Genomic DNA, 15,508 nt, shown 5'->3' on the forward strand with positions numbered 1-15,508 from the left:
GGGTGGCGCCCCCGGTGGGGCCGGCCGATCCGGCTCGCGCTGCCGATCCTGACCGGGCCTGCCGGCCCCGGTCCAGGGACGGCGATCCTGGCTGGAGCTGCCGGGCCCGGTCAGGCCTGGCGATCCCGGCCAGGGCCACCGGTCCCGACGGGGCTACCGATCCAGCTGAGCCCGCCGATCCAGCTGGGCCCGCCGATCCGGCTGGGCCCGCCGGTCCGGCTTGGCCTGCCGCCCCTGGGCGGGGACCGCCGGTCCCGGGCAGGGGAGGGCAATCCCGGCTGGAGGCTGCCGGGCCCGGTCAGAGCCACCGGTCCCGACAGGGCTTCCGATCCAGCTGGGCCCGCCAGTCCGGCTTGGCCTGCCGATCTGGGCGGAGCCTGCCGGTCCCGACCCTGCTAATCCCAGCTTGGACTGGCGACCCCGGATGGGGCCGGCCGATCCGGCTCGCGCTGCCGATCCGGCTCGGGCTGCCAATCCGGCTCGGGCTGCCAATCCTGGACCTGCTGGCCCCGGCTTGGGCCAGCGATCCCGCCTGGAGCTGCCGATCCAGATAGGCCCGCCAGCCCGGCTCGGCCTGCCGACCCCAGGCGAGACTTGCTGGTCCCGGCCAGGTGCCGCCCCTCCCGAGCCGAGGCGGCAATCCCGCCTGGAGCTGCCGGTGCCAGTCAGGCCTGGCGACCCCGGCCAAGGCCACCGAGCCCGACAGAGCTGCCGATCCAGCTGGGCCCGCCAGTCGGGCTTGGGCTGCCGACCCCAGGTGGGACTGCCGATCCCGAGCTGGGACCTGCCGATCCCGGCCAAGGCCGCCGGACTCGACGGAGCTGCCGATCCCGGCCGGAGCCTGCCAGTCCGGCCTGGGCTGCCGGTCCCGGCCAGGGCCTGCCAGTCCGGCAAGGTGTCGCCGATCACGGGCCGGTGCCCGCCGTTCCCGGCGCGCTGGCTCAGGCCCGGGTCGAGGCCAGCTGGATCACCGTGATGTCGGAGGGGGCCGCCACTCGGGTGGGCGGTCCCCAGGCGCCCGCGCCGCGGGTGACGTACAGCTGGGTGTCGCCGTAGCGCTCCAGACCGGCCACGGTCGGGTTCGCGGCGGCCGCGAGGAAGTTGCCCGGCCAGAGCTGGCCGCCGTGCGTGTGGCCGGACAGTTGCAGGTCGACGCCGTGCCGGACGGCCTCGTGGATCTGCACCGGCTGGTGGGCCAGCAGCACGCACGCGCGGGACGGGTCCCGGTCCCCGAGCGCCTTGCCGAAGTCGGGGCCCCGGCCCTCCCGCTCGCCCTGGAGGTCGTTGACGCCGGCCAGGTCGAACCACGGCAGTTCGGTACGGGCGTTCTCCAGCGGGTGCAGGCCCAGCCGCCGCACCTCCTCGACCCACTGCTCGGCGCCGGAGAAGTACTCGTGGTTGCCGGTGACGAAGTAGGCGGGCGCCGTCAGCTGCCGCAGCGGGGCCGCCGCCGGGCCCAGGTCCCGCACGCTGCCGTCCACCAGGTCGCCGACGACGGCGACGAGGTCGGGCCGGGTCGCGTTGACCGTGTCGACGACCTTCTGGGCGAAGCCGCGGCCCAGCACCGGTCCCAGGTGGATGTCGCTGACGACCGCGATGCGGTAACCGTGCGCCGCGCGCGGGAGCTTGGCCAGCGGGACGGTGACCCGTTTCACCCGCGGTCCGCGCAGGACGCCGTACGTGCCGTAGCCGACGGTCCCGGCGGCGGCCGTGGCGGCGGCGCCCGCGACGACGCGGGAGACGAAGAGGCGGCGGGAGGGGCCGGCCGCCTCCGCCACAGGCTCGCAATCCCCGACTTCCCCGGGTGCCCCAGGTGCCCGCGCGGCCGGTGGCGCCCCCGCGGGCACCGGCTCCGCCTGCGGTACGGCCGCCGCGGTGCGCGCCCGCCGGGTGGGGAGACGGCGCAGCAGGGGCCGTACGGCCTCGCCCGCGACCACCGCCAGCAGCAGGTAGAGCGACAGCGGCAGCCACAGGAAGCCCGGCCAGGCCAGGGTGCGCTGGAGCCAGAAGGGCGCCCCGGCGCGCTCGGCGACGAGGGCGCCGACCGCCAGCAGCCAGCCGCCGGCGATCACCGCCGCGCCCGCCCGGCGGGCGAGGCCCGGGCCGCGCGTCGTGTCGCGGAACAGCCGGCGCCACAGGTACCAGTTGCCCGTCACCAGGACGCCGAGGACGAGCAGCGCGAAGACGATGCCGATGACCACCGTGCCGTGACCCCCGTTGCCGGTCGTGTCCGTCCCCGCGGGCCGGTGCGCGGGGCGGTGCTGCGGGTTGCTGCGTGCGGGTTGCGGGTCGGTGCGTGCGGGTTATGAGGTGCGGCGCAATGCGCGCAGTCCGCGCAACCCGATGCCCCCGATGACCGTCCCCAATACGAAGGAGACGACGGCCAGCGTCAGGTGCACCCAGAAGAACGCCGTCGGGTGGCCGTCGTCGAAGGCCTGCCCGCTGCTGTCCTTGATCAGGTTTTTGACGAAAGTGACCCAGATGACCCAGCTCCACACCCCGAAGGCGAGCAGGAACCAGGAGACCGGGCGGCTGAGCTTCATGCGTTCAGTATCGCCATACCGGTTCCGGTCCGGTGCGCGGGGTGGGCGGGGTGGTGGGACTTCACGGCGGACGGCCGGTACCTTCTCGGTCGTGCCCGCACCCATGAAGACCGCCCGGCGTTCCCTGCTGGCCGCCTCCGCCGTCCTGTCGTCCCTCGCGCTGACCGCGCCCGCCGCCCTGGCGGCGCCCAGCCCCTCCACGAGCCCGTCGGCCACTCCCCCGGCGAGCATGTCCAGCATGGGCGGCGCCCGGCTCGGGCGGCCCGGCACCCAGGCCGACCTGGGCAGCGACGCCCCGGTGCTGCCCAAGGGGCTGACCGCGCGCTCGTGGATCGTCGCGGACGCCGAGTCCGGCGAGGTGCTCGCCGCGCACAACGCGCACTGGCGGCTGCCCCCGGCGAGCACGATGAAGATGCTGTTCGCGGACACGGTGCTGCCGAGGTTCCCGAAGACGATGGAGCACAAGGTGGTCCCCACCGACCTGGCGGGCGTCGGAGCCGGTTCCAGCATGGTCGGGATAAAGGAGGGCGAGACCTACACCGTCCGGGACCTGTGGCTGGGGGTCTTCCTGCGCTCCGGCAACGACGCCGTGCACGTGCTGGCGGCGATGAACGACGGCGTCGACAACACCGTCGAGGAGATGAACGAGCACGCCGAGGAGTTGCAGGCCCTCGACACACACGTGGTGACGCCGGACGGCTACGACGCGCCGGGGCAGGTCTCCTCCGCCTACGACCTGACCCTGTTCGCCCGCTCCGGGCTGCAGAAGAAGGACTTCCGCGAGTACTGCTCGACCGTGCGGGCGCAGTTCCCGGGCGAGACGACGAAGAACAAGAAGGGCAAGAAGGTCCGCGGGTCCTTCGAGATCCAGAACACCAACCGGCTGCTGACCGGCGACTCGGACGTCTCCGTCTACCAGGGCATCGCCGGCGTCAAGAACGGCAACACCACGAACGCCGGCGCCACCTTCACCGGCGTCGCCGAGCGCGGCGGGAGGGTGCTGCTCGTCACCGTCATGCACCCGGAGAAGGAAGAGCACAACGAGGTCTACAAGGAGACCTCCCAGCTGTTCGACTGGGGCTTCAAGGCGGCCGGGAAGGTGCGGCCGGTCGGTGAGCTGGTGCCGCCGAGGAGCGCCGCGCAGGCCAGCGCGCAGCCGGGCGCCAACGCCACGCCCGGCCGGACGGGCGGGGCCGGCGCGGTACCGGCGACGCCGGCCGTGAACGCCTCGGCCGGGGGCCGCTCCGGCGGCATGGGGACGGCCCTGGCGATCGCCGGCGGGCTGCTGGTGCTGCTCGCGGGGGCCGCGTTCCTGGTCAACCGCCGCTGGCCGCTGCCGGACCTGGTGCGTCGCCGTCCGCGTCCGTGACCTCGGCGACCTCGGCGTCCTCGGCGTCCTCGGCGTTCTTGCTCCGCGTCGCGGTCCACGCGGCGCTGAACAGGACCAGCTTCGAGGTGAAGTTGATCCACAGCAGCAGGGCGACCGGCGTGCCGAAGGCGCCGTACATGCTCTTGGCCGCCACGCCCTGGAGGTAGCCGCTCATCAGCGCCTTCAGCACTTCGAAGCCGACCGCGCCGATCAGCGCGGCCACCAGCAGACGGTGGCGCGGCGGTTCGACGCCGGGCAGCAGGGTCAGGACGTACAGCAGGAGCAGGAAGTCGGCGAGCACCGCGACGGCGAACGCGGCGGCGTACAGCAGGACGCCTCCCCAGCCGCCCTCCCGGATGCCGAGCTGCCGGATGATCCAGCCGACCATCGCGGAGGCGACGGCGGAGGCGGCGAGCGTCACCAGGATCGCGCCGCCGAGGCCGAGCAGGATGCCCAGGTCCTTGGCCTTGCGCAGGAGGGCGTTCTCCTCCTCGTCCGGCAGCTCCCACACCGCCCGCAGGCAGTCCCGTGTCGCGCCCGCCCAGCCGATGCCGGTGAACAGCAGGAGGGCGCCCGCGATGAGGCCGACGGTGCCGGCGTTGCGGACCAGCCCCTCGATGTCGAGCTGGTCGGAGATGCCGGGCACCTGCTCGGCGAGCTTGTTCTGGATCTCCTTCTGCCGGCTCTCGCTGAGCGTGGCGGCGGCGACGGCGGCGGCCACGGTGAGCAGCGGGAACAGCGCGACGAAACTGGTGAAGGTCATCGCGGCGGCCAGCCGGGTCCACTTCACCCGGTCCAGGCGCTGGTACGAGCGCCACGCGTGCGTGGTCGTCAGCCATGCCATCAACGGCCCGACGACGGGGAGTTTCTTCAGCCAGTCCATGTCCCGACTCTGCCCTCGGTGGAGAAGACCAATGTCCGGGTGCCCCAGAAGCGCAGCACGGTGGCGAGCGCCATGCCGATCCCGGCGCCCGAGACGGTGTCCGCCCGCTGCGAGGTGAGACCGAGGCCGTAGTGGCTGACGGCGAGGCAGAGCAGCTGGACGAGGGCGCCGGCGGCGTTCACCGCGAAGAAGACGGCGCACGGGCGCGGGCCGCGGGGTCCGCGGCCCCGGTAGGTGCCGAGCGCGTTGCCCGCGTACGCCACCGCGCAGCCCGCGGCGAACGACAGCGCCTTGGCGGTGATCGGGCCGAGTCCCGCGGGGCCGCGCAGGCAGGTGAACACGGCGAGGTCGGCGGCGTAGGCGAGGAGGCCCACGGCGGCGAAGCCGGCGAGTTCGTGTCTCCACGCGCGCGTGGACGCCGCGGGGCGGCCGCGCGGGAACAGGCGTGCGCTCACCAGTTGGCCACCGCCAGGCCGTACATCGCCAGCCACACCACGCCGATGAGGGTGAGCGCGCGGTCGCGCAGCACGACCTCCTCGGGTTCGCCGGCGGTGCCGCGGTCGGCGAAGACCGCGTAGCGCAGGATCGCGAGGATGAAGGCGACCATGGACAGCTGGCGCCAGGGCAGCACGCTGGTGTTCGGGACGCCGCCCTCCTCCAGCGCCCACAGGCAGTAGCCGAGGACGGCGACGCCGGCCGCGAGCTGCCATACGAAGCGCAGGTAGCCGGTGGTGTACTCGGTGAGCAGCGCGCGCGTGGCGCCCCCCTTCCCGGCCATCTGGACGGCCTCGGAGTACCGCTTGGCCGACACCATGAACAGCGCGCCGAAGCCGGTGGTGATGAGGAACCAGCGGGAGAGCGGGATGCCGAGCGCGAGTCCGCCGACCATCGCCCGCATCAGGAATCCGGTCGTGACGACCACCAGGTCGACGACCAGGACGTGCTTGAGGCTGACGCAGTACGCCAGTTGCATGCCGAGGTAGGCCGTCAGCAGCGCCGCGACGGCCGGCGAGACCAGCAGGGCCGCGACGGCCGGCGCCAGCACGCCGAGGGCGGCACCGACGGCGTAGGCGACGGGCACCGGGACCTGTCCGGCGGCGACCGGGCGGCGGCGTTTGGTGGGGTGGGCGCGGTCGGCCGTCACGTCGCGGGCGTCGTTGATCAGGTAGACGGCCGCGGCGCAGGCGGTGAACAGCGCGAAGACGAACGCGAGTTCGGTGACGGCGTGCCACGAGAACAGCCTGCCCGCGGCGGCGGGAGCGGCGACGACCAGGACGTTCTTGACCCACTGCTTGGGGCGCGCGGTCCTCAGCAGTCCGCCGACGAGGGTGCCCTTCGGGGGTGGCTCGGGCCGGCGGTGGGGCGTGCGCTGTCCGTGCAGCGCCGGGCCGCGGGTGCGCGCGCCGCCCGTGAGGGGCGCTGTCTCAGTCATGAGCGCCTCCCCGCATCCAGCGCGCCCCGACGCAGGCCGTGAGCGCTCCGAGGAGGGCGCCCGCCGCCACGTCCGAGGGGTAGTGCACGCCGACGACCAGGCGGGAGAGGCACACCGCGGCGGCGAGCGGCGGGATCACGTACGCGCCGAGCGCGCCGTAGGCGACGGCGGCGGCCACCGCGGAGCTCGCGTGCGAGCTGGGGAAGGAGTGCCGGCCGGCGGTGCGCACGAGCGGTTCGACGTGCGCCGGGCGTGGGCGGCGCACCACCCTCTTCACCCCCATGCTGACGGCGTGCGCGCCAGCGGTGAGCGCCGTGCCGCGCAACCAGGCGCCGCGCCGCGCGCCGTCCACGGCGGCTCCCGCGAGGCCCGCCGCGAGCCAGACCGCGCCGTGCTCGCCGGCCCACGACAGGGCGCGCGCGGTGGCGGCGACGCGCGGGTCGCCGCCGCGGGCGCGGAGCGCCGTGAGCATCCGGTGGTCCATGCCGTGGGGTGCGCCGGGTGCGCCGGGTGCGTCGCTCGTGTCGGGACCGTCGCGGCGGCCGAGGTCGTCGTGCTCGTCCAGGTGGTCCAGGTGGTCCAGGTGGTCCATGACGACTCACTGTTCACGCCGACCCGGCCGGAACTCCGTCAATATTGAGCGACATCCCATTAATCACCCATTTCGGGGAGAGAATCCATGTTTCTGAACTAATGGGCCACATAGGGGCGATACGGTCACCGGCATGTCTGTCGAGACCGTTCCCGTCACCGGCTGGGGCCGCACCGCGCCCACCGCGGCCCGTCTGATCCGCCCACGGACGTACGAGGAGGCCGCCGCCGCCGTCCGGGAGTGCGGGGCCCGCGGGGGCATCGCCAGAGGTCTGGGGCGGGCTTACGGGGACGCGGCGCAGAACGCCGGCGGCGCCGTCCTCGACATGACGGCCCTGGACCGGATCCACGCCATCGACGCCGACGGCGGGACCGTGCTGTGCGACGCGGGCGTCTCCCTGCACCGCCTGATGGAGGTGCTGCTGCCGCTCGGCTGGTTCGTGCCGGTGACGCCCGGCACCCGGTACGTGACCGTCGGCGGCGCGATCGGCGCGGACATCCACGGCAAGAACCACCACGTGTCGGGCTCCTTCGCCCGGCACGTGCTGTCCTTCGAACTCCTCACCGCCGACGGCACGATCCGCACGGTGGGCCGCGGCACCCCGCTGTTCGACGCGACCGCCGGCGGCATGGGCCTGACCGGCGTGATCCTGACCGCGACCGTCCGTCTGCTGCCCGTGCGGACGTCCCTGATGGCGGTCGACACCGAACGCGCGGCGGACCTCGACGACCTGATGGCCCGGCTGACCGCCACCGACCACCGCTACCGCTACTCCGTCGCGTGGATCGACCTGCTCGCGCGCGGCGCGGCGACCGGCCGCGCGGTCCTCACCCGCGGCGACCACGCGCCGCTGGACGCGCTGCCGGCACGCGCGCGCAGCGCCCCGCTCGCCTTCCGCACCCCGCGCTTCCCGGCGGCGCCCGCCTTCCTGCCGGAGGGGCTGCTCAGCCGCACGACCGTGGGCCTGTTCAACGAGCTGTGGTACCGCAAGGCGCCCCGCGCGCGCACCGGCGAACTGCAGCGGATCTCCACCTTCTTCCACCCCCTCGACGGGGTCCCCCACTGGAACCGGATCTACGGCCGCGGCGGCTTCGTGCAGTACCAGTTCGTCGTCGGCCACGGCCGGGAGGACGCCCTGCGTTCCATCGTGCGGCGCATCTCCGAGCGCCGCTGCCCGTCCTTCCTGGCCGTACTCAAGCGGTTCGGCGAGGCCGACCCGGGCTGGCTGTCCTTCCCGGTGCCCGGCTGGACGCTCGCCCTGGACGTCCCGGCGAACCTGCCCGGCCTGGGCGCGTTCCTCGACGAGCTGGACGAGGAGGTGGCCGCGGCCGGCGGGCGCGTCTACCTCGCCAAGGACTCCCGGCTGCGCCCCGAACTGCTCGCCGCGATGTATCCGCGCCTGGACGACTTCCGCGCACTGCGCGCGGAGCTGGACCCGCGCGGGGTGTTCATCTCCGACCTCTCCCGCCGCCTCACCCTCTAGGAGTCGCTGTCGTGAAGGACGCCTTCGGCATCCCCCAGTCCCTGCTGGTCCTCGGCGGCACGTCCGACATCGGGCTCGCCACCGCACGCCGCATGATCGCGCGCCGCACCCGCACCGTCTGGCTGGCCGGACGCCCGTCGCCCGCGCTGGAACGGTCCGTGGACGGCCTGCGCGCGCTGGGCGCGGAGGTGCGCGCCGTCGCCTTCGACGCGCTCGACCCCGACTCCCACGAGACGGTGCTCGGCAAGGTCTTCGCCGAGGGCGACATCGACATGGTGCTGCTGGCCTTCGGGATCCTCGGCGACCAGGCGCACGACGAGCGCGACCCGTCCGCCGCGGTGCGCGTGGCGCAGACCAACTACACCGGCGCGGTGTCGGCGGGCCTGGTCAGCGCACGCGCCCTGCAGGCGCAGGGCCACGGCTCGCTGGTGGTGCTGTCCTCCGTCGCCGGGGAGCGGGCCCGCCGCGCCAACTTCATCTACGGCTCCAGCAAGGCGGGCCTGGACGCCTTCGCGCAGGGCCTGGGCGACGCGCTGCACGGCACCGGCGTGCACGTGATGGTCGTACGCCCCGGCTTCGTGCGGTCGAAGATGACCGCGGGCCTCGCCGAGGCGCCGCTCGCGACCACGCCGCAGGCGGTCGCCGCGGCCGTCGAACTGGGGCTGCGGCGGCGCTCGGAGACGGTGTGGGTGCCGGGGACCCTGCGCCTGGTGATGTCGGCGCTGCGGCACGTGCCGCGGGCGGTGTTCCGGCGGCTGCCCGTGTAGACGCGGTAGCCGCGGCAGACCCGGCGGACGCGGCTAACGGGTGGGCAGGGGCCCGTGCTCCACGTGTCCCGCCTGCGGGGGCACCACCGCGCCCTTGAAGGCGTACTCGCGCAGCTTGCGCCACACGCCGTCCGCGCCCTGCTCGTACAGCGCGAACCCGGTGCAGGGCCAGGCGGCCTCGTAGTCGGCGAGTTCCTCGAAGGCGCGGTCCATCGACGCGTCGTCGATGCCGTGCGCGACGGTGACGTGGGGGTGGTAGGGGAACTGGAGTTCCCGCGCCACGGGGCCGGAGGCGTCACGGACCTGCTTCTGCAGCCAGGCGCACGCCTCGGCGCCCTCGGCGACCCGCACGTAGACCACCGGCGAAAGGGGCCGGAAGGTGCCGGTGCCGGACAGCCGCATGGGGAACGGCCGGCCGGCCGCGGCGACCTCGGTCAGGTGCGCCTCTATGGCGGGCAGCGCCGCGCTGTCGACCTCCGTCGGCGGCAGCAGCGTGACGTGCGTGGGGATGCCGTGCGCCGCGGCGTCGCCGAAGCCCGCGCGCAGCTGTTGGAGCAGGCTGCCGTGAGGCTCCGGGACCGCGATCGACACACCGATCGTTACGGTCCCCACGTCGTCTCCTGTCGTCGTGACGGGTTGGTGTCTGAAGCCGTCCGGTTATCGACTGTACGGCCACGGCCGGGGTGCGGGCAGGCGCAACCGGAGTGATGTGCGGCGCTCTGGCGCGTGCCGCGTCCGCGCGGTGGTGCGCGTCAGTGCTTGGCGGGCAGGAAGCCCACCCGGTCGTACGCCCGGGCGAGTGTCTCCGCGGCGACCGTGCGCGCCTTGTCCGCGCCCTTGGCCAGGATCGAGTCCAGCGTCTCCGGGTCGTCCAGGTACTGCTGGGTGCGCTCCCGGAACGGCGTCACGAACTCGACCATGACCTCGGCGAGGTCCGTCTTGAGCGCACCGTAGCCCTTGCCCTCGTACTTCTGCTCCAGTTCGGTGATTCCCGTCCCGGTGAGCGTCGAGTAGATGGTGAGCAGGTTGCTGACGCCGGCCTTGTTCTCGGTGTCGTAGCGCACGACCGTGTCGGTGTCGGTGACGGCGCTCTTGACCTTCTTGGCGGTGGCCCGCGGCTCGTCCAGAAGGTTGATCAGACCCTTCGGCGTGGACGCCGACTTGCTCATCTTGATCGACGGGTCCTGAAGGTCGTAGATCTTCGCCGTCTCCTTGAGGATGTACGGCTTGGGGATGGTGAAGGTCTCGCCGAAGCGGCCGTTGAAGCGCTCGGCGAGGTCGCGGGTCAGCTCGATGTGCTGGCGCTGGTCCTCGCCGACCGGCACCTCGTGGGCCTGGTACAGCAGGATGTCCGCGACCTGGAGGATCGGGTACGTGAACAGGCCGACGGACGCGCGCTCGGCGCCGTGCCGGGCGGACTTGTCCTTGAACTGGGTCATGCGGGAGGCCTCGCCGAAGCCGGTGAGGCAGTTCATGACCCAGGCGAGCTGGGCGTGCTCGGGGACATGGCTCTGGACGAACAGGGTGCAGCGGTCCGGGTCGAGGCCGGCGGCCAGCAGCTGCGCGGCGGCCAGGCGCGTGTTGGCGCGCAGCTCGGCCGGGTCCTGCGGAACGGTGATCGCGTGCAGGTCGACGACCATGTAGAACGCGTCGTGGGTCTCCTGCAGGTCCACCCACTGGCGGACGGCGCCGAGGTAGTTGCCGAGGTGGAAGGAGCCTGCGGTGGGCTGGATTCCGGAGAGCACTCGCGGACTGCTCGGCATGGCGGAGCCATTCCCCTGAGGGTGGTGGTGGGCGACGGGCGGGCGGTCAGAAGCCATGCTCACCATTCTCTCAGGTACCGGGGGCTGATCCGGAACCGGCCGGAAACAGGTGTGATCCGGTTTCTTCCCGACGGTGTGACGACGGCGGCCCGGCACCGGGCCGGGCCGCCGTCGAGCGGATCACACGGTCGGGCGTCAGCCCAGGTCGATCTCCGGGTACAGCGGGAAACCGGCCACCAGGTCGGTGGCGCGGCGGGAGATCTCGTCGGCGGTCTTCGCGTCGAGGACGTGGGCGGCCTTGGACGGGGCGCCGGACTTGGTGGTGCCGGGCTCGGTCGTGGTCAGCACCCGGTCGATGAGGCCGGCGACCTCGTCCATCTCGGCGGTGCCCAGGCCGCGCGTGGTCAGGGCCGGGGTGCCGACGCGGATGCCGGAGGTGTACCAGGCGCCGTTCGGGTCGGCCGGGATGGCGTTGCGGTTGGTGACGATGCCGGAGTCGAGCAGCGCGGCCTCGGCCTGGCGGCCGGTGAGGCCGTAGGAGGTGGCGACGTCGATCAGGTTGAGGTGGTTGTCGGTGCCGCCGGTGACGAGGGTGGCGCCACGGCGCGTCAGGCCCTCGGCGAGGGCACGGGAGTTGTCGACGATGCGCTGGGCGTAGTCCTGGAAGGCGGGCTGCCGGGCCTCGGCGAGGGCGACCGCCTTCGCGGCCATGACGTGCGGGAGCGGGCCGCCCAGCACCATCGGGCAGCCGCGGTCGACCTGGTCCTTGAGGGAGTCGTCGCACAGGACCATGCCGCCGCGCGGACCGCGCAGCGACTTGTGCGTGGTGGTGGTGACGATCTGGGCGTGCGGAACCGGGTCGAAGTCGCCGGTGAGGACCTTGCCGGCGACGAGGCCGGCGAAGTGGGCCATGTCGACCATGAGCGTGGCGCCGGCCTCGTCGGCGATCTCGCGCATGATCCGGAAGTTCACCAGGCGCGGGTAGGCGGAGTAGCCGGCGACGATGATCAGCGGCTTGAACTCGCGGGCCTGGGCGCGCAGGGCGTCGTAGTCGATGAGGCCGGTCGCCGGGTCGGTGCCGTAGGAGCGCTGGTCGAACATCTTGCCGGAGATGTTCGGGCGGAAGCCGTGGGTGAGGTGGCCGCCGGCGTCCAGGGACATGCCGAGCATGCGCTGGTTGCCGAAGGCGTGGCGCAGCTCGGCCCAGTCGGCCTCGGAGAGGTCGTTGATCTGGCGGACGCCGGTCTTCTGCAGGAACGGGACCTCGACCCGGTCGGCGAGGACGGCCCAGAAGGCGACCAGGTTGGCGTCGATGCCGGAGTGCGGCTGGACGTAGGCGTGCCGGGCGCCGAACAGTTCGCGGGCGTGCTCGGCGGCCAGCGACTCCACCGTGTCGACGTTGCGGCAGCCGGCGTAGAAACGGCGGCCGACGGTGCCCTCGGCGTACTTGTCGCTGAACCAGTTGCCCATCGCCAGCAGGGTGGCCGGGGAGGCGTAGTTCTCGGAGGCGATCAGCTTGAGCATCTCGCGCTGGTCGGCGACCTCCTGGCCGATGGCGTCGGCCACCCGCGGCTCCACGGCGCGGATCACGTCGAGGGCGGCGCGGAAGGCGGTGGACTCGGTGGACAGGGGCGCAGAGTTGTCGGGCATGAGGACCTCCGGACGTGGCGTTCGGCGTTCACGGTACGGCCCAGGCGCACGGCACACATGTTCTGCTCGGGCCGCTTCCCGATGGTCGGTCCCATCCTCGGACCCTGCGACGGGGGTCCAGCGCGCCAGTCACGGCCCGCCGGCCAGCCTACCGGGCGGGCCGGACGGCCCAGGCGCGGCGTCCAGCATGCGAGCGACGATGGGAGAGGATCCCCTCGTCCTCCGGGAGCCGCCGTGACCACCGCGCGAGAGATGATCGCCGCCGCCGACGCGTACAGCGCGCACAACTACCGCCCGCTGCCCGTGGTGGTCGCCACCGCCGAGGGCGCCTGGGTGACGGACGTGGCGGGGCGGCGGTATCTCGACCTGCTGGCCGGATACTCCGCGCTCAACTTCGGTCACCGCCATCCGCGGCTGGTCCGGGCGGCGAAGGCGCAGCTGGACCGGGTGACGCTGACGTCGCGGGCGTTCCACCACGACCGGTTCGCGGCCTTCTGCGCGCAGCTCGCCGAGCTGTGCGGGATGGAGATGGTGCTGCCGATGAACACCGGCGCGGAGGCGGTGGAGACCGCGGTGAAGACGGCCCGCAAGTGGGGCTACCGGGTCAAGGGCGTGCCCGCGGAGACGGCGAAGATCGTGGTCGTGGGGAACAACTTCCACGGCCGTACGACGACGCTGATCAGCTTCTCCACCGACCCGGAGGCGCGGGCGGACTACGGGCCGTACACGCCGGGCTTCGAGATCGTGCCGTTCGGGGACCTGACGGCGATGCGGGGCGCGCTGACGGAGAACACGGTGGCCGTGCTGCTGGAGCCCGTGCAGGGCGAGGCGGGGGTGATCGTGCCGCCGGCCGGTTACCTGCCGGGGGTGCGGGAGCTGACCCGGGAGCGGAACGTGCTGTTCGTCGCCGACGAGATCCAGTCGGGGCTGGGGCGCACGGGACGGACCTTCGCGTGCGAGCACGAGGGCGTCGTACCGGATGTGTACGTGCTCGGCAAAGCGCTCGGCGGCGGGGTGGTGCCGGTGTCGGCGGTGGTGTCGTCGGCCGCGGTGCTCGGGGTGTTCCGGCCCGGGGAGCACGGGTCGACGTTCGGCGGGAACCCGCTGGCGTGCGCGGTGGCGCTGGAGGTGATCGCGATGCTGCGCACCGGCGAGTTCCAGGCGCGGGCGGCGGAGCTGGGCGGACGTCTGCTGCGGGAGCTGGGCACGCTGAAGGGCACGGGCCGGGTGACGGCGGTGCGGGGGCGCGGACTGTGGGCGGGCGTCGACGTCGCCCCGGCCTGCGGGACCGGCCGTGAGGTGTCCGAGCGGCTGATGCGGCGGGGAGTGCTGGTGAAGGACACCCACGGCGCGACGATCCGGATCGCGCCGCCGCTGGTGATCGCCGAGGAGGACCTGGACTGGGCGCTGGGCCGGCTCCGGGAGGTGCTGGGGCTGTAGTCGGGTGGTGGGACCGTGGTCAGAGGATGACGTGCGGCAGGAAGCGGGCGTACTCGTCGGTGACCGGGCCGGAGGACTCGCGGATGCCGAGGCCGGCCGCCTCGTCCTCGACCACCCACGCGCCCAGCACCACGCGGTTGCCGTCGAAGGACGGCAGGGGCGCCAGCTCCTGGTAGCAGCAGGGCTCCTCGCGGATCACCGGGTCGGCGCCGGGTTCGTGCAGCGTGATACCGGCTCCCTCGCGGCCCAGCAGCGGCTTGGCGGCCCAGCCCGTGGTGCGGGCCAGCTCGCGCGGGCCGTCGAGGTGGGCGGCCAGCAGGTTGGGGTGGCCCGGGTACAGCTCCCACAGGATCGCCAGCAGCGCCTTGTTGCTCAGCAGCATCTTCCAGGCGGGCTCGATCCACAGGGTGGAGCCGGTGCCGCCGCCGTTGTCGAGGGTGTCCAGGACATGGCCGCCGAAGCGGTCGGTGGTGAGCCACTCCCAGGGGTAGAGCTTGAAGCAGCTGCGGATGAAGCGGAGCCGGTTGTCGACGAAGCGGCCGGTCAGCGAGTCGAAGCCGATCTCCTCCATGGAGATCCAGTCGGTGTCGAGGCCGGCCTGCTCGGCGGTCTCCTTCAGGTAGGCGACCGTCATCAGGTCCTCGCCGAGTTCGTCGGCCGAGGAGTGCGCGAAGTGCAGCGGGCTGCCGGGCGGCAGCAGGGGCGCCTGCTTGCGCCAGGCGGCGACGAGGCGTTCGTGCAGCGAGTTCCACTGGTCGGCGCCGGGGAAGCGGTCCCGCATCCAGAACCACTGGGGTGAGGCCGCCTCCACCAGTGAGGTGGGGGTGTCGGCGTTGTACTCCAGCAGCTTGGCGGGGCCGGCGCCGTCGTAGCGCAGGTCGAACCGGGCGTAGACGGAGGGGAGTTCGGCACGGCGGTGCCAGGACTCGGCGACCGCCCGCGCGATCCGCGGGTCGGTGATGCCGAGGTCGGCGAAGCGTCCGGCGGTGACGATGTGGCCGGCCGCGGCGAGGCACATGCGGTGCAGTTCCTCGACGGTCTCCTCCAGGGCCTCGACCTCGGGGAGCGTGAAGGAGTAGTAGGCGCTCTCGTCCCAGTAGGGGCGCAGGGAGCCGTCGGGGTGGCGGGTCAGCGGGTAGACGAGCCCCTGCTCCTCGACCGTGCGCTGCCAGTCGGGGCGCGGGGTGATCGGGTGTCTTTCCACGGGTGTTCAGCCGCCCGAGCTGCCCTTGCCGCTGCCGAAGCCGCCGCGGTCGACGCCGCCGTGGCTGCCACCGCTCGAACTGCCGCCGCTCGAACTGCCGCCGCCCTTGCCCGGCTTGGTGAAGGAGCCGCCCTCGACCCAGCCGCCCTTCTTCTTCCCGCCGTAGTACCAGACGCCGTTGGCCGGGGACTTGGTGGACTTGCAGTTCTTGTCGGCGACGACCTTGTAGCCCTTGGCGAGGGTGTAGCTGTCGCGGTCGACGCAGCGCTTGTCGGGGTCGGAGGAGCAGGCGGTGAGGGCCGCGGCGAGCAGTCCCATGCCGCCGAGCACGACCGTGCCCGAACGGAGTTGCCGTCGTGTGTCCGCCATGGTGCGTCCCCCT

General features: G+C 73.2%; 15 protein-coding genes and 1 riboswitch. Of the genes, 4 read left to right on the plus strand and 11 right to left on the minus strand.

Annotated elements, in window-relative coordinates; all coding sequences use genetic code 11:
* Nucleotides 1–941: 941 nt before the first annotated feature.
* Both AB0G63_RS18410 and AB0G63_RS18415 read right to left on the minus strand, forming a co-directional pair.
* A complete protein-coding gene (locus AB0G63_RS18410) occupies nucleotides 942–2,195 on the minus strand; it encodes a metallophosphoesterase (RefSeq protein WP_360751203.1) in 1,254 nt (417 codons plus the stop codon).
* 108 nt (nucleotides 2,196–2,303) lie between these two features.
* Entirely contained in the window at nucleotides 2,304–2,543 is a 240-nt protein-coding gene (locus tag AB0G63_RS18415; RefSeq protein WP_351888132.1) for an SCO4848 family membrane protein, read from the minus strand.
* A 91-nt stretch (nucleotides 2,544–2,634) separates the two neighbouring features.
* Between AB0G63_RS18415 and AB0G63_RS18420 the strand changes: the two genes are divergently transcribed.
* Nucleotides 2,635–3,912 (plus strand): D-alanyl-D-alanine carboxypeptidase, encoded by a 1,278-nt coding sequence (locus AB0G63_RS18420; protein WP_360751077.1) that lies wholly within the window; start codon nucleotides 2,635–2,637, stop codon nucleotides 3,910–3,912.
* Here the strand turns inward: AB0G63_RS18420 and AB0G63_RS18425 are convergent.
* From AB0G63_RS18425 to AB0G63_RS18440, 4 genes are read right to left on the minus strand one after another with little or no spacing between them, the layout of a single operon-like run.
* The gene (locus tag AB0G63_RS18425; protein ID WP_360751079.1) at nucleotides 3,860–4,795 is read right to left on the minus strand and encodes a YihY/virulence factor BrkB family protein; all 936 of its coding nucleotides are present in this window, start codon (nucleotides 4,793–4,795) and stop codon (nucleotides 3,860–3,862) included. The genes AB0G63_RS18420 and AB0G63_RS18425 overlap by 53 nt on opposite strands.
* Nucleotides 4,783–5,250 carry a GtrA family protein gene (locus AB0G63_RS18430; RefSeq protein ID WP_360751081.1) on the minus strand — a complete coding sequence of 156 codons (468 nt, stop codon included), beginning with the start codon at nucleotides 5,248–5,250 and terminating at the stop codon, nucleotides 4,783–4,785. The genes AB0G63_RS18425 and AB0G63_RS18430 overlap by 13 nt, the downstream gene beginning before the upstream one ends.
* Nucleotides 5,247–6,227 carry a decaprenyl-phosphate phosphoribosyltransferase gene (locus AB0G63_RS18435; protein WP_360751083.1) on the minus strand — a complete coding sequence of 327 codons (981 nt, stop codon included), beginning with the start codon at nucleotides 6,225–6,227 and terminating at the stop codon, nucleotides 5,247–5,249. The genes AB0G63_RS18430 and AB0G63_RS18435 overlap by 4 nt, the downstream gene beginning before the upstream one ends.
* Complete coding sequence (locus AB0G63_RS18440; protein WP_360751206.1) at nucleotides 6,220–6,711, minus strand: phosphatase PAP2 family protein; 492 nt, start codon at nucleotides 6,709–6,711, stop codon at nucleotides 6,220–6,222. The genes AB0G63_RS18435 and AB0G63_RS18440 overlap by 8 nt, the downstream gene beginning before the upstream one ends.
* 241 nt (nucleotides 6,712–6,952) lie before the next feature.
* Between AB0G63_RS18440 and AB0G63_RS18445 the strand changes: the two genes are divergently transcribed.
* Complete coding sequence (locus AB0G63_RS18445) at nucleotides 6,953–8,302, plus strand: FAD-binding oxidoreductase (protein ID WP_360751085.1); 1,350 nt, start codon at nucleotides 6,953–6,955, stop codon at nucleotides 8,300–8,302.
* A gap of 11 nt (nucleotides 8,303–8,313) precedes the next feature.
* A complete protein-coding gene (locus tag AB0G63_RS18450; RefSeq protein ID WP_360751087.1) occupies nucleotides 8,314–9,069 on the plus strand; it encodes a decaprenylphospho-beta-D-erythro-pentofuranosid-2-ulose 2-reductase in 756 nt (251 codons plus the stop codon).
* A gap of 33 nt (nucleotides 9,070–9,102) precedes the next feature.
* Here AB0G63_RS18450 and AB0G63_RS18455 read toward each other — a convergent pair whose 3' ends face one another.
* The 3 genes from AB0G63_RS18455 to AB0G63_RS18465 all read right to left on the minus strand — a co-directional run bounded on the left by AB0G63_RS18455 (nucleotide 9,103) and on the right by AB0G63_RS18465 (nucleotide 12,482).
* Nucleotides 9,103–9,681 (minus strand): 2'-5' RNA ligase family protein, encoded by a 579-nt coding sequence (locus tag AB0G63_RS18455; RefSeq protein ID WP_360751089.1) that lies wholly within the window; start codon nucleotides 9,679–9,681, stop codon nucleotides 9,103–9,105.
* A gap of 140 nt (nucleotides 9,682–9,821) precedes the next feature.
* Nucleotides 9,822–10,832 carry a tryptophan--tRNA ligase gene (gene trpS / locus AB0G63_RS18460; RefSeq protein WP_360751209.1) on the minus strand — a complete coding sequence of 337 codons (1,011 nt, stop codon included), beginning with the start codon at nucleotides 10,830–10,832 and terminating at the stop codon, nucleotides 9,822–9,824.
* Nucleotides 10,833–11,027: 195 nt separating this feature from the next.
* Entirely contained in the window at nucleotides 11,028–12,482 is a 1,455-nt protein-coding gene (locus tag AB0G63_RS18465) for a glycine hydroxymethyltransferase (RefSeq protein WP_360751091.1), read from the minus strand.
* 31 nt (nucleotides 12,483–12,513) lie between these two features.
* Nucleotides 12,514–12,625: riboswitch (ZMP/ZTP riboswitch) on the minus strand.
* A 109-nt stretch (nucleotides 12,626–12,734) separates the two neighbouring features.
* Here AB0G63_RS18465 and rocD point away from each other — a divergent pair.
* Nucleotides 12,735–13,922 (plus strand): ornithine--oxo-acid transaminase, encoded by a 1,188-nt coding sequence (gene rocD / locus AB0G63_RS18470; protein ID WP_360751211.1) that lies wholly within the window; start codon nucleotides 12,735–12,737, stop codon nucleotides 13,920–13,922.
* 19 nt (nucleotides 13,923–13,941) lie between these two features.
* Here rocD and AB0G63_RS18475 read toward each other — a convergent pair whose 3' ends face one another.
* Nucleotides 13,942–15,126: a glutathionylspermidine synthase family protein gene (locus tag AB0G63_RS18475; RefSeq protein WP_360751093.1), complete on the minus strand. Its 1,185-nt coding sequence runs from the start codon at nucleotides 15,124–15,126 to the stop codon at nucleotides 13,942–13,944.
* Nucleotides 15,127–15,132: 6 nt separating this feature from the next.
* Entirely contained in the window at nucleotides 15,133–15,495 is a 363-nt protein-coding gene (locus tag AB0G63_RS18480; RefSeq protein WP_360751095.1) for a hypothetical protein, read from the minus strand.
* Nucleotides 15,496–15,508 lie beyond the last annotated feature (13 nt).

This window comes from Streptomyces sp. NPDC020996 (assembly GCF_040641355.1).
Lineage (GTDB): Bacteria > Actinomycetota > Actinomycetes > Streptomycetales > Streptomycetaceae > Streptomyces.

Bases quoted from the DNA above. Each gene is read 5' to 3' on its own strand.
- AB0G63_RS18415 (WP_351888132.1), bottom strand. From the start codon at position 2,543: ATGAAGCTCAGCCGCCCGGTCTCCTGGTTCCTGCTCGCCTTCGGGGTG.
- AB0G63_RS18425 (WP_360751079.1), bottom strand. From the start codon at position 4,795: ATGGACTGGCTGAAGAAACTCCCCGTCGTCGGGCCGTTGATGGCATGG.
- AB0G63_RS18435 (WP_360751083.1), bottom strand. From the start codon at position 6,227: ATGACTGAGACAGCGCCCCTCACGGGCGGCGCGCGCACCCGCGGCCCG.
- AB0G63_RS18440 (WP_360751206.1), bottom strand. From the start codon at position 6,711: ATGGACCACCGGATGCTCACGGCGCTCCGCGCCCGCGGCGGCGACCCG.
- AB0G63_RS18445 (WP_360751085.1), top strand. From the start codon at position 6,953: ATGTCTGTCGAGACCGTTCCCGTCACCGGCTGGGGCCGCACCGCGCCC.
- trpS (WP_360751209.1), bottom strand. From the start codon at position 10,832: ATGCCGAGCAGTCCGCGAGTGCTCTCCGGAATCCAGCCCACCGCAGGC.
- AB0G63_RS18465 (WP_360751091.1), bottom strand. From the start codon at position 12,482: ATGCCCGACAACTCTGCGCCCCTGTCCACCGAGTCCACCGCCTTCCGC.
- rocD (WP_360751211.1), top strand. From the start codon at position 12,735: ATGATCGCCGCCGCCGACGCGTACAGCGCGCACAACTACCGCCCGCTG.
- AB0G63_RS18480 (WP_360751095.1), bottom strand. From the start codon at position 15,495: ATGGCGGACACACGACGGCAACTCCGTTCGGGCACGGTCGTGCTCGGC.